The organism is Alloalcanivorax gelatiniphagus (assembly GCF_005938655.1).
In the GTDB taxonomy this organism is placed as follows: domain Bacteria; phylum Pseudomonadota; class Gammaproteobacteria; order Pseudomonadales; family Alcanivoracaceae; genus Alloalcanivorax; species Alloalcanivorax gelatiniphagus.
This window is the reverse complement of sequence record NZ_VCQT01000038.1, coordinates 202,657-215,143: the sequence shown is the minus strand read 5'-3', so window position 1 is coordinate 215,143 and position 12,487 is coordinate 202,657. Positions and strand designations below refer to the sequence as shown.

Below are 12,487 nucleotides of genomic sequence, written 5' to 3'. Positions count from 1 at the left end.
ACGAGGAAGGAGCCGGTCCCGGGGGCTCGGAATTGTGTAAAAGGGACAGGAAGGGGGCCCTCGCCGAGACGCGTCCCTGCTGGAGGGTTCGGCTGGTCTTTAAACCTGGCCCAAAATCACCCATGCCCCCGCGCCGTAGGATCCAAAGCCGTCCGCAAGGATTCCCCGAGCGCATTGAACGCCACCGCCGTGATCATGATGATCAGCCCCGGCGCATACATCTGCTCCGGCACCAACGACATATACAGATAGCCCCGCGCGATCATCGCGCCCCAGCTCACGTCCGGCGGCTGCACCCCCAGACCCAGAAAACTGAGGCTGGCCTCGGCCAGCAACGCCACCGCCAGCAGCAAGGTGCTCTGCACGATCACCGGCTGGATCGCGTTGGGCAGCACATGGCGGCCGAGCAAACGCAGCGGTGAGGCGCCGAAGCAGCGCGCCGCATCCACATACAGTTCCTGGCGCACCACCAGGGTACGGGCACGGATCAAGCGCGCGATCTGCGGCGCGAACACCAGCCCCACGGAAAACATGGCGTTGGTCAGACCGATGCCCATGGCGCCGGTCACCGCCACCGCCAGAATGATCGCCGGGAACGACAGGAAGGTATCGATCAGGCGGCTGATGGCCACATCGGTCCAGCCACCCACGAAGCCGGCGATCAGGCCCATGGGAATACCGATCAGCAACGCCACCGACACCGCCAGCAGGGCCGCGTACAGGGAATTGGCGCCGCCGTGGATCAAGCGGCTGAGCACATCCCGGCCCAGGTCATCGGTGCCCAGCCAGTGGGCCGCCGAAGGCCCTTCCAGCATGTGCTCCAGATCCTGGTGGGCCGGGTCGTAGGGCGCCACCCAGGGGGCCAGCAGGGCGGTGCCGAGAATCAGCACCAGCACCAGCAAACTCAAAGCGGCGCGGGGGTCGCCGCGCAGCCAGCCGAGCACCCGCCGGGCCAGGCCCGGCTCATGGTGGTGATCGGCGACGGCGGAAGAAACGGTGGCGTTCATGCGTGAATCCTCGGGTCGAGCACGGTGCAGGCCAGGTCGGTGCACAGGTTCACCAGAATCACCGTCACCACCATGGCGAGCACGGCGCCCTGCACCACCGGGAAGTCCCCCTGCAGTACCGCGTTAACGATGGAGCTGCCGATGCCGGGAATGGCGAACACCGCCTCCACCACCACGGTGGCGGCGAGAATCTTGTTGAACAGCAGGCCGATCACGGTGAGCAGATTGACGCTCACGTTCTTGAGGCCGTGCTTCCACAGAATGCGCGCCGGGCTCAGGCCCTTGGCGTGCAGCGTGCGCACATGCTGGGAGGACTGAATCTCCACCAGCGAACCACGCAGCTGCCGGGCCACCTCGGCGATGCCGTTGGTGCACAGCGCCAGCGCCGGCAGGGTGGCGTACCAGAGCGCGCCGCTGAAATCCTCGGTGGGCGACACGAAACCGGTGGCGGGAAACCACTGCAGCCCCAGGGCCAGAAACAGCACCAGGATCATGCCGAACCAGAAATTCGGCACCGCCACGCCCAGGGAGGCGGCGCCCATGATGGTGCTGTCCAGGGGGGAGCCGGAGCGGGTGGCGGCGAGAATGCCCAGCGGCACCCCCACCAGCACCGACAACAGTACCGCGTACACCGCGATCAGCAGGGTGTTGGGGAAGGTACGCGCGATGGTCTGCGCCACCGGTTCACCGGACAGCAGCGAGGCGCCCAGCTCGCCGCGCACCGCATGGCCCAGCCACTGGCCGTACTGCACCAGGAACGGCTGGTTCAGACCGTAGGCTTCACGGATCTGCTCGATGCGCTCCATGGAGGCGTTTTCGCCGGCCAGGGTCACGGCCACGTCGCCGGGAATCAGCTGCATCAGGCAGAACACGATAAAGGTGGCCAGCACCAGAATCGGCAGCGCCTGTAACAGGCGCGCGGCCACCATTCGCTGTTTGACGCGGTTGCTCACGGCTCAGCCCTTGAGGGAAACGTTGTTGAACTTGGGTTTGCCCAGCAGGTTATTGTGCAGGTTCTCCACCTTGTCGTTGGTGGCGACGATGCTCTCCCGGAATGCCAGCGGCACCACCAGGGCGTCGCCCATCACCAGCCGCTGCACCTTGGCCAGGGCCTCCTTGCGGGTGGCCAGGTCGTCGCTGCTGCGCGATGCCAGCAGCGCCTCGGCGAAGCCCTCCGGCGGCGCTTTGTCGCCGGCGTTGAAGTAGGACTCCTGGTTGTACATCAGTGAATAGCTAAGGCTCGGGTCGGGCCGGCCGGTCCAGGCGGACAGCAGCAGATCGCCCTGTTTCTTGGCGAAGTACTCCGCCGACATGTCGGCGATGGTGCCGGTGCGGAAGCGGCCCTTGATGTTGGCGCGGCCGAATTGCGCCAGCAGCAGCTCCTGCATTTGCACCGAGGACTGGTCGTTGTAGCCGCGCATGTCCAGGGTCACGCCATCGGCGTAACCGGCTTCCTTGAGCAGCGCCCGGGCCTTGTCCGGATCGTGGGGGTAAAGCTCGGCGGTTTGTGCGTCATAGGCCCAGTGGGACTTGGGCAGATTCATATAGGCGGCTTCGCCGGAGCCGGCCATGGCGCCGCGAATAAAGGCATCCCGGTCCACGGCGTAGTTGAGCGCCTGGCGCACGCGGCGGTCCGCCAGGGTGTCCCGGGACATGTTCAGATACAGCTGATAGCAGTACACCGTGGAGCCGACCACGCCGTGCAGGGTGGGCATTTTTTCCACCAGCGGTTTCTGCCGGCCATCCAGGTGGTAGGCCAGATCCGCCTGGCCGGACATCACCGCCCGCAGGCGGGTGGCGCTGTCGGTGATGATCGAGAAGGTGATGCCGGCCAGGGTCGGTTTGTCGCCGCCGTGGTAGCCGTCGAACGCGGTCACGCTGATTTCGCTGCCGTCGTTCCACTTGCCGAATTTCATGAAGCCGGTGCCCACCGGGTTGCGGTCCACCCGGTTGCCGTTGGCCTGCAGGGCCTTGGGCGACACCATCATGCCGGCCCGGTCGGAGAGGATCAGGGGCAGGGCGGTGTCCGGGTTTTTCAGATGTAGGGTGACGGTGTGCTCGCCGTTGACGGTGACCTGATCCACCGAGCCCAGGTCGGAGCGGATATTGGAAAACTCGGCGCCGCGGCTGCGGTCCAGGTTGGTTTTCACCGCCTCGGCGTTGAACGGTGCGCCGTCGTGGAAGGTGACCCCCTTACGCAGATGCAGCACCAGGGTTTTCGGGTCGCTGAACTCCCAGCTTTCCGCCAGGCCGGGCTCCGCCTTCAGGCTGGCGAAGTCCCAGGTCACCAGGGTGTCGTAGATCGGGAACAGGAAAACGTGGTCCGAGCCGGAGCCGCCGGTGGCCGGGTCCAGGCTGGAGGGGTTGGCGTTGGCGCCCACGCGCAGCACTCCGGTGCCGGCGCCCCGGGCCCAGAGGGCGCCCGGGGTCATCAGGGTGCCGGCGGCCAGGGCGCCGGACAGCACGCCGAGGAAGGTGCGCCGGGAGACGGCGTGGCCGCCCACATCAAGGGTGTCGTGGTCCGGGTGCTGGGGTTGCTTGGGCTCTTTCACGTTCATGGGGCTCTCCTCGAATTTTGTTGTTTTGTTCTTAAAAAGGGTCGCTCAAACGGGGCCGGCGAAATGGCAGGCCACGCGATGGTCCGGCGCCACTTCCCGCCATTCCGGCACCTGCTCGGCGCAGCGTTGCTCGGCGCGCGGGCAGCGGGTGCGGAACGGGCAGCCGGAGGGCGGATTCAGCGGGCTGGGGATCTCGCCCTGCAGGCGAATGCGGCGCCGGTCATCGCGCTGATCGGCGGGCAGCGGTAGCGGCTCCGCCGACAGCAGCGCCTGGGTGTAGGGGTGCAGTGGCTGTTCGCAGACCGCCGCCGTGGGCCCCTGCTCCATCATCCGGCCCAGGTAGAGCACGCCCACCCGGTCGCTGACATGGGACACCACCGAGATGTCGTGGGTGATAAAGGCATAGGTGATGCCGAATTCGTCCTGCAGGTCGGCGAACAGATTGAGAATGGCGCCACGGATCGACACGTCCAGGGCCGCCACCACCTCGTCGCAGACGATAAAGCGCGGCCGCAGGGTCAGGGTGCGGGCAATATTGACCCGCTGCTTCTGGCCGCCGGACAGCTCATGGGGATAGCGGCGGCCGATCTCCGGGGCCAGGCCGACCCGCTCCAGGGCCTCGTCCGCCACCCGGCGGCGCTGGGCGCGGTCGCCATCGCGGAGAATATCCAGCGGCTCCATCACCGACTGGGCAATGGTCATGCGCGGGTTCAGGGCGGCGTGGGGGTCCTGGAAAATAATCTGATGATCGCGCCGCTGCTGGCGGCGCTGGGCGCGGTTCAGCGCCGCCGGTTCCCGGTCGTCGTAGAACAGGCGGCCGCCGCTGAGCGGCTGCAGGCCGGCCAGGGCCCGGCCCAGGGTGGTCTTGCCGGAGCCGGATTCGCCGATCAGGCCGAAGGTCTCGCCGGCGCGGATGTCGAAGCTCACATCGTCCACCGCCTTGACGGTGCCGGCGCGGGTACGGAAATGCACTCGCACCCGGTCGGCGCGAACGCCGGCGGCGCGGGTATCGGGGCGAGGTGTCAGACGAGCGTTCATGGGGTCACCGCTCCCGGCAGGGTGAGTTCGGCGCTGCGCCAGCAGCGCGCCAGACGGTCCGCCTCCAGCGTGCGCAGGCTCTGGCCCTGTTCGCAGCCGTCGGCGGCGTGGGGGCAGCGCGCCTGGAACCGGCAGCCGGCGGGCATGTTGTCCGGCGCCGGCACGCGCCCGGGAATCGACGGCAGCCGGCCGCCCCGTTCGCTGAGCCCGGGCAGGGAGCGCAGCAGGCCGGAGGAATAGGGGTGCGCCGGGCGCCGCAGCACGGTGTCCACCGGCGCGCTTTCCACTACTTCGCCGGCGTACATGGTGAGCAGCCGCGAGCAGGTTTCCGCCACCACGCCCAGGTCATGGGTGATGAACAGCAGGGCGGTGCCGGTGGTGTCGCTGAGCTCGCGCAGCAGGTCGATGATCTGCGCCTGCACGGTCACGTCCAGGGCGGTGGTGGGTTCGTCGGCGATCACCAGCTTGGGGCGGCAGATCAGCGCCATGGCGATCATCACCCGCTGGCGCATGCCGCCGGAGAACTGATAGGGGTAATCGTCCAGGCGCAGGTGCGGCGAAGGAATGCCCACTTCCTCCAGGGCGGCGATGGCGCGCTCGCGGGCTTCCTTGCGGCTCACCGGATAGTGGGCGCGCAGGGTTTCGCAAAGCTGCTCGCCGATGGTGAACACCGGGTCCAGGGCGCTCATCGGCTCCTGGAAAATCATGCTGATTTCGCGGCCGCGCAGGCGCCGTAATTCCCGGGCGGGCATCTTCAGCAAATCGCGGCCCTGGAACAGAATCTCGCCACGCACCCGGGCGGTGCGCTTTGGCAGCAGGCCGAGCAGCGACAGCCCGGTGACGGTTTTGCCGCAGCCGCTTTCGCCCACCACGCCGACCCGTTCGCCGGCGCCCACGGTAAAGGACACGTCCCGGGTAATGGCGGTTTCGCCGCCGGGATGGACGAAGGCGATGTTCAGATCCCTCACCGCCAGCAGCGGCTGGGGGCTTTGTTCATCGTGCGCCATGCTTTCTCTCCGTGCCGGCACATCCACGGTCGGCCGCCGGACGGGCCGAAGGGGATTGTTGTTATCGGGTGCCGGTTTTTACCGGGAACCGTGCTTATCGCGAACCATAGGCGGCGGTGACGGTATCGATCACCGCCTGGTAATGCTCCAGCAGTTTGTTCAGGCCGCTGTGCTGGGTGACCAGCGAACCGAAATACCAGAGCGGGGTGATCAGCATCACCACCTGACGCACCGGCGTATCCGGGCGTAATTCACCGCTGCCAATGGCCAGCTTCACGGCATGGGACACGTAGTCCTCGAAATGCCGCGACATCTCGGAAATGCCTTTCTGGGTGCCCTCGGAGATCAGGTGCCGCTCGAACCGCACCCGCGCCGACAGGCTCCAGGGGTTGCGCCCTTTTGGGGTGTCGTTGAACTCGTAGAAACGCCGCTCGCAATCCCGGGCCACCAGCGAGATACGATCCGCCAGGGTCAGCCCCGGCCGCGCCCACACGTCCTGGAACTGGGCCTCCAGGTCGTCGAAGGTTTCCTGGAACACTTCCTCGATCAGCGCCGACTTGTTGCCGAAGTGGTAGTGCAGGTTGGCCCGGGTGGTGTTCACCATCTCGGCGATGTCGCCATAGCTCACATCACTGATGCCCCGCTGAATGAACAGGGCCCGGGCGGCGGCCTTGATCTGCGCCTTCATGGGCGGCTGACCGAGCTGCGATTTCTTTTCCGGACGGGCCACGCCGTTCTCCTGATCGTTGGGTGGGCATTGCAAGTGCTGACTAATCTGCAAGTAAATAAAACCCGAGTCAATACTAATTGACGTGCAAGTCAGTATCTCGCTATCTTGCCGCCAAACGATTCACGAATCGACCGACAAAAAACCGGATAGCCGCCATGACCCGTAAGCTTCTGATCGCCAACCGAGGCGAGATCGCGGTGCGCATCGCCCGCGCCGCCGCCGACCTGGACATCGCCACCGTGGCGGTTTACCCCGCCGACGATGAACGCGCCCTGCACACCCGGGTGGCCGATCAGGCGGTGGCCCTGGAAGGCCGGGGCGCCGCCGCCTACCTGGACGGCGAGCAACTGGTGAAGGTGGCCCTGGAGACCGGCTGTGACGCGGTGCACCCGGGCTACGGCTTCCTCAGCGAAAGCCGGGATTTCGCCGAGCGCTGCCAGCAGGCCGGGCTCACCTTCGTGGGCCCCACCCCGGAGGTGCTGGCGCTGCTTGGTGACAAGGCCCGCGCCCGGGTGCTGGCGGAGGAATGCCAGGTACCGGTGGTGCCCGGCACCGGCGCCGACACCACCCTGGAGCAGGCGCAGGCGTTCCGCGACGGCCTGGGCGATGACGCCACGGTGATCGTCAAGGCCATCGCCGGCGGCGGTGGCCGGGGCATGCGCATCGTCGGCCCCGGCGACGACCTGGCGGAGGCGTTCAAGCGCTGCCAGGCGGAGGCCCAGGCCGCGTTCGGCAACGGCGCCCTGTACGTGGAACGCTTTATCGAGCGCGCCCGGCACATCGAAGTGCAGGTGGTGGGCGACGGCGGTGACAGCCCGGTGCACCTGTGGGAGCGGGAGTGCAGCCTGCAGCGGCGTAACCAGAAGCTGGTGGAAATCGCGCCGGCGCCGACGCTCTCCGACGCCACCCGGGAAAAGCTGCTGGAAGCGGCCCTGCGGCTGGCGGCCCGGGTCGGCTACCGCAGCCTGGGCACCTTTGAATTTCTGGTCGACGCGGACGAAAGCCGGTTCGCCTTTATCGAAGCCAACCCGCGCCTGCAGGTGGAGCACACCGTCACCGAGGAAGTCACCGGCGTGGATCTGGTGCAGACCCAGCTGAAAATCGCCGGCGGCGCTTCCCTGGCGGACCTGGGCCTGAGCCGGGACACGGTGCCGGCGCCCTCCGGCTTCGCCGTGCAACTGCGCATCAATATGGAAACCATGGACGCCAGCGGCGAGGCGCGCCCCGCCGGCGGCACCCTGGCCACCTTCGAACCGCCCTCCGGCCCGGGCCTGCGGGTGGACACCTTCGGCTATCGCGGTTACCGCACCAGCCCCCACTACGATTCCCTGCTGGCCAAGCTGATCGTGCACGGGCGCGGTGACTTCGCCACCGCCATCCGCCGCGCCTACCGGGCGCTGTGTCAGTTCCGCATCGAGGGCGTGGACACCAATATCGGTTTCCTGCAGAACCTGCTGCAACGGGACGAGGTGGTGGACAACGCGGTCTACACCCGCTTCGTGGACGACCATATGGCCGAGCTGGTTAATGGCGGTGCCGCCCACCCGTCCCTGCATTTCGGCGACGACGGCGACGCCGGCCAGACCCGGGAAGCCTCGATCCAGGCGCCGCCGGGCACCGAAGGCGTGGCCACGCCCATGCAGGGGGTGGTGGCGGAGCTGCTGGTGGCGGAAGGGGACAGCGTCCGCGAAGGCCAGCCGGTGGCGTTCGTGGAAGCCATGAAGATGCAGCACCGGGTGGTGGCCGCCACCAGCGGCACCGTGGGCCAGCTGAACTTCGCCGTGGGTGACGCGGTGTCCGCCGGCGACCCGCTGTTGTTCATGGTTCCCGGCGAGGTGGCCGCGGACGCGGACGCGGAAGAAGAAGAGATCGACCTGGACCACATCCGCCCGGACCTGGCCAAGCTGCAGGCCCGGGAGGCGCTGCTGCGCGACGAGAACCGCCCGGACGCGGTGGCGAAACGGCGCAAGACCGGCCAGCGCACCGCCCGGGAAAACGTGGCGGCCATCGTCGATGACGGCAGCTTTATCGAGTACGGCGCCTTCACCTTCGCCGCCCAGCGCGCCCGCCGGGACCTGGACGACCTGATTCACAACACCCCGGCGGATGGCATGGTCACCGGCCTGGGCGCGGTCAACGGCGACCTGTTCGACGAGAGCAAAAGCCGCTGCGCGGTACTGGCCTACGACTACACCGTGCTGGCCGGCACCCAGGGCACCATGAACCACAAGAAAACCGACCGCATTCTGGAAGTGGCGGAGCACCAGAAACTGCCGGTGATCTTCTTCGCCGAAGGCGGCGGCGGCCGCCCCGGCGACACCGACAACGCCACCAAGGTGGCCGGCCTGGACGGCCCCAGCTTCCTGCAGTACGCCCGCCTTAGCGGCCTGGTGCCGCGCATCGCCGTGGTCTCCGGCCGCTGCTTCGCCGGCAACGCCGTGTTCGCCGGCACCAGCGACCTGATCATCGCCACCGAGAACGCCTGCATCGGCATGGCCGGCCCGGCCATGATCGAAGGCGGTGGCCTGGGCGTGTTCAAACCGGAGGAAGTGGGCCCGGTGTCGGTGCAACGCGCCAACGGCGTTATCGATTGCGTGGTGAAAGACGAGCAGGAAGGCGCCGCCCTGGCGAAAAAACTGATGAGTTACTTCCAGGGCACCGTCACCGACTGGTCCTGTGAAGACCAGCGCTGGCTGCGCCGGGCGGTGCCGGAAAACCGGCTGCACGCCTACAACATGCGCGACCTGATCCGCATCCTGGTGGACCGCGACTCCACCGTGGAACTGCGCCGGGACTTCGCCCCGGGCATGATCACCGCCTTCGTGCGCATCGAAGGCCGCCCCCTGGGCTTGATCGCCAACGACCCGCAGGTGCTGGGCGGTGCCATCGACGCCGCCGGCGCCGACAAGGCGTCCCGCTTCATGCAGCTGTGCGATGCCTTCGGCATCCCCATGGTCAGCCTGTGCGACACCCCGGGCTTCATGGTCGGCCCCTCCGAGGAAGAAACCGCCATGGTGCGCCGCACCTGCCGCATGTTCGTCACCGCCGCCAGCCTCACCGTGCCGCTGTTCACCCTGGTGACCCGCAAAGGCTACGGCCTGGGCGCCCAGGGCATGGCCGGCGGCTCCTTCCACGCCCCCATGTTCTGCGCCTCCTGGCCCAGCGGCGAATTCGGCGGCATGGGCCTGGAAGGGGCGGTGAACCTGGCCTACAAAAAAGAACTGGCGGCCCAGGAAACCCCGGAAAAACGGGAAGCCTTGTTCCGGCAACTGGTGGACAAACTCTACGAACGAGGTGAAGCCCTGAGCATGGCCGCCGCCCTGGAAATCGACGCCGTCATCGACCCGGCCAACTCCCGCGACTGGATCCTCGCCGGCCTCCGCGCCACACCCCCCGGCGGCCTCGAACCCATCGCCGGCAAACGACGGCCGATGATTGATACTTGGTGAGAAAGGAGAGCTTCAAGCTTCAAGCTACAAGCTGCAGGCTTTGGGTTGGGTGCCAGGGAGAGCGGTTGAAAGTTACAAGTTGAAAGTTGAAAGGTCGCGGCGGCGGGGCCGTACCGCAACCTTCGGTCGGCGCGGCTTGTTTTAGCTTGTAGCTTGTAGCTTGCGGCTTGCAGCCCGCCCGCTTCGTAGGAGCGGCTTCAGCCGCGATCCCCAACATAAACCAAATTCTGAAGCGCCTCCCCGCTGGCAATGCGCCGCACCTGCTCCCGCAGGTAAGCGGCCAAACGAGGCTGCAGCGCTTCCGAGCGGCCGCCCACATGGGGGGCCAGATACAGGCCCGGCGCGTCCCACAGCGGGTGGTCGGCGGGCAGGGGTTCCGGTTCCACCACGTCCAGGGCGGCGCGCAGGCGGCCGCTTTGCAGTTCGGCCAGCAGGGCGTCGGTGTCCACCACCGGGCCCCGTGCCACGTTCACCACCAGGGCGCCGTCCGGCAGACGGGCCAGGAAGTCCGCGTCCACCATTCCTTGAGTCGCATCGTTGAGCGGGGTAATCAGAATCACGATTTCCGCCGCCGGCAGCAGCGCCGGCAGTTCGTCCACGCCGTGCACGTGGCCGTGTTCGTCGTCCCGGGCACGGGTACCCACCCGGGTCAGTTCGACGCCGAACGGCGCCAGCCGCTCGGCGATGGCGATGCCCACGCCGCCGGTGCCGATCATCAGCACCTTGCGGTCCAGCAGCCCCGGCGTGGTGAACGGCCGCCAGAGGTGTTCCGCCTGGTCCCGGGCGAAGTGATCCAGGCCGCGCTGGGCGGTAAGAATCAGGCCCAGGGTCAGCTCGGCGGTGGGGCCGGCGTGCAGGCCATAGGCGCTGGCCACGGCGGCGCCGCGTCCGGCTTCGATAAAGCCGTCATAGCCGGTGGACTGGGTCTGGATCAGCTTCAGGTTGGGCAGGGTGGAAAGCCGTTGCTTGCCCGCCGCCCCGGCCGGGTGATGGAACACCACCGCCTCCACTTCCTCCTCGCTCAATCCCTCCGGGTCGCCTTTCAGGTCCCACACGCCGAGTTTCAGATCGCCGGCCTGATCCTTGACGGTCTCCAGGTGCCATTGGGTGGGCAGGGTAAGGGTGCGGATGTTCAGGGTGGTCACGGGGAAGCTCCGGGATGAAGAAGTTGAAAGTTGAAAGTTGAAAGGAAAGCAGGGCGGTCAGTGTACCGCATGGTGCGTTGCCGCGCGGGCACGGCGGTTCCGTTTTGCCGGGCGGGCCCCGCGCTTTCAACTTTTAACTTGTAACTTTTAACCCTGTCATGCCTTGCAGCCCGCCGCCCACGTCTCTATAACGGATGACCTGTTAAATGTTTACGGCTTTTGAAGCGGGAGAATGCTTGTGTCTCGACTGGTGCCCGAGGTGGACCCGGATGGTCTGCTGGAATATTCCGTGGTGTTCACGGACCGTTCCCTGAATCATATGTCCCAGGCCTTCCAGCAGGTGATGCGGGACATTTCCACCACCCTGAAGCAGGCCTACCACGCGGATGCCGTGGCGGTGGTGCCCGGTGGCGGGACCTTCGCCATGGAAGCGGTGGCGCGCCAGTTCGCCACCGGCAAGCGCTGTCTGGTGATCCGCAATGGCTGGTTCAGCTACCGCTGGAGCCAGATCTTCGAGATGGGCGGCATTCCCGCCGCCGAGACCGTGCTCAAGGCGCGGCCGGTGAGCGGCGAAGGTGAGCCGGCGCCGTTCGCGCCGGCGCCCATCGACGAGGTGGTGGAAACCATCCGCCGGGAAAAACCGGAGATGGTGTTCGCGCCCCATGTGGAAACCGCCGCCGGCATGATTCTGCCGGATGACTATCTCAAGGCGGTGGCCGAGGCGGTGCACGAAGTGGGTGGCCTGTTCGTGCTCGACTGCATCGCCTCCGGGGCGATCTGGGTGGACATGAAGGACACCGGCGTGGACGTGCTGATCAGCGCGCCGCAGAAGGGCTGGAGTTCGTCCCCCTGCGCCGGCTTGGTGATGATGAACGACAACGCCCTGGCGGTGCTGGAAAACACCCGCAGCACCAGCTTCGCCGCCGACCTGAAGCGCTGGCTGGACATCATGCGCGCCTACGAAAACGGTGGCCATGCCTACCACGCCACCCTGCCCACCGACAGCCTGACCCGGTTCCGTGACTTCATGGAGGAAACCCGTGCCGAGGGCTTCTCCGTGGTGCGTGCCGCCCAGCAGGAACTGGGTGGCCGGGTGCGCGCCCTGTTCACCCGCCACGGCATCCGCAGCGTGGCGGCGCCGGGCTTCGAGGCGCCGGGCGTGGTGGTCTGCTACACCGACGACGACGGCCTGCACAACGCCAGCAAGTTCATCGCCGAGGGGCTGCAAACCGCCGCCGGCGTGCCGCTGATGTGTGATGAACCGGCGGATTTCAAAACCTTCCGGGTGGGCCTGTTCGGCCTGGACAAGCTCAACCACCTGGATCGTACCGTGGAACAGCTGGAAACCGCCCTTTCGCATATCACCGGTTGAAGACGCCGGGCTGGAGCCCTTGTCCGCTCTGGCCCGGCATCATTTGACGGTCTTTTAAACACCCCGCGTCCCGGTTATTTTTTAATGGATTCCTCAGAGCGAATACCGTTTGAGGGACATCTTCTTCTATTTTGTTTACTCTCTCGGTCCCGCTTATCCCGTGGATTCCTCTCCACGCTCC

9 protein-coding genes are annotated in these 12,487 nt (G+C 66.9%); 2 read left to right on the top strand and 7 right to left on the bottom strand.

All coding sequences use genetic code 11. The annotated features are described in order from the left end of the window. Positions 1–116 precede the first annotated feature (116 nt). The 6 genes from FGS76_RS13355 to FGS76_RS13330 all read right to left on the bottom strand — a co-directional run bounded on the left by FGS76_RS13355 (position 117) and on the right by FGS76_RS13330 (position 6,340). Positions 117–1,007, bottom strand: a complete 891-nt coding sequence (locus tag FGS76_RS13355) for an ABC transporter permease (protein ID WP_138773149.1) — start codon at positions 1,005–1,007, stop codon at positions 117–119. Continuing rightward, positions 1,004–1,960, bottom strand: a complete 957-nt coding sequence (locus tag FGS76_RS13350; protein ID WP_205717257.1) for an ABC transporter permease — start codon at positions 1,958–1,960, stop codon at positions 1,004–1,006. Before FGS76_RS13350 ends, FGS76_RS13355 begins: the two co-directional genes overlap by 4 nt. A 3-nt stretch (positions 1,961–1,963) precedes the next feature. Further along, a complete protein-coding gene (locus FGS76_RS13345; RefSeq protein ID WP_138773148.1) occupies positions 1,964–3,565 on the bottom strand; it encodes an ABC transporter substrate-binding protein in 1,602 nt (533 codons plus the stop codon). Between the two features lie 45 nt (positions 3,566–3,610). Then, complete coding sequence (locus FGS76_RS13340; protein WP_138773147.1) at positions 3,611–4,603, bottom strand: ABC transporter ATP-binding protein; 993 nt, start codon at positions 4,601–4,603, stop codon at positions 3,611–3,613. After that, positions 4,600–5,610 carry an ABC transporter ATP-binding protein gene (locus FGS76_RS13335; protein ID WP_138773146.1) on the bottom strand — a complete coding sequence of 337 codons (1,011 nt, stop codon included), beginning with the start codon at positions 5,608–5,610 and terminating at the stop codon, positions 4,600–4,602. Before FGS76_RS13335 ends, FGS76_RS13340 begins: the two co-directional genes overlap by 4 nt. 94 nt (positions 5,611–5,704) lie before the next feature. Further along, the gene (locus FGS76_RS13330; RefSeq protein ID WP_138773145.1) at positions 5,705–6,340 is read right to left on the bottom strand and encodes a TetR/AcrR family transcriptional regulator; all 636 of its coding nucleotides are present in this window, start codon (positions 6,338–6,340) and stop codon (positions 5,705–5,707) included. 155 nt (positions 6,341–6,495) lie between these two features. On the opposite strand from FGS76_RS13330, the gene FGS76_RS13325 reads away from it, so the two are divergent. Beyond that, entirely contained in the window at positions 6,496–9,789 is a 3,294-nt protein-coding gene (locus FGS76_RS13325; protein ID WP_138773144.1) for a carboxyl transferase domain-containing protein, read from the top strand. 197 nt (positions 9,790–9,986) lie between these two features. Here FGS76_RS13325 and FGS76_RS13320 read toward each other — a convergent pair whose 3' ends face one another. Next, positions 9,987–10,934: a 2-hydroxyacid dehydrogenase gene (locus tag FGS76_RS13320; RefSeq protein WP_138773143.1), complete on the bottom strand. Its 948-nt coding sequence runs from the start codon at positions 10,932–10,934 to the stop codon at positions 9,987–9,989. A gap of 238 nt (positions 10,935–11,172) precedes the next feature. On the opposite strand from FGS76_RS13320, the gene FGS76_RS13315 reads away from it, so the two are divergent. After that, positions 11,173–12,306: an aminotransferase class V-fold PLP-dependent enzyme gene (locus FGS76_RS13315; RefSeq protein WP_138773142.1), complete on the top strand. Its 1,134-nt coding sequence runs from the start codon at positions 11,173–11,175 to the stop codon at positions 12,304–12,306. The last annotated feature ends 181 nt before the right edge of the window (positions 12,307–12,487 follow it).

What these genes read in the sequence shown, in the direction of transcription:
- FGS76_RS13355 (WP_138773149.1), bottom strand. Translation starts at nt 1,007, where the DNA reads ATGAACGCCACCGTTTCTTCCGCCGTCGCCGATCACCACCATGAGCCG.
- FGS76_RS13345 (WP_138773148.1), bottom strand. Translation starts at nt 3,565, where the DNA reads ATGAACGTGAAAGAGCCCAAGCAACCCCAGCACCCGGACCACGACACC.
- FGS76_RS13340 (WP_138773147.1), bottom strand. Translation starts at nt 4,603, where the DNA reads ATGAACGCTCGTCTGACACCTCGCCCCGATACCCGCGCCGCCGGCGTT.
- FGS76_RS13335 (WP_138773146.1), bottom strand. Translation starts at nt 5,610, where the DNA reads ATGGCGCACGATGAACAAAGCCCCCAGCCGCTGCTGGCGGTGAGGGAT.
- FGS76_RS13325 (WP_138773144.1), top strand. Translation starts at nt 6,496, where the DNA reads ATGACCCGTAAGCTTCTGATCGCCAACCGAGGCGAGATCGCGGTGCGC.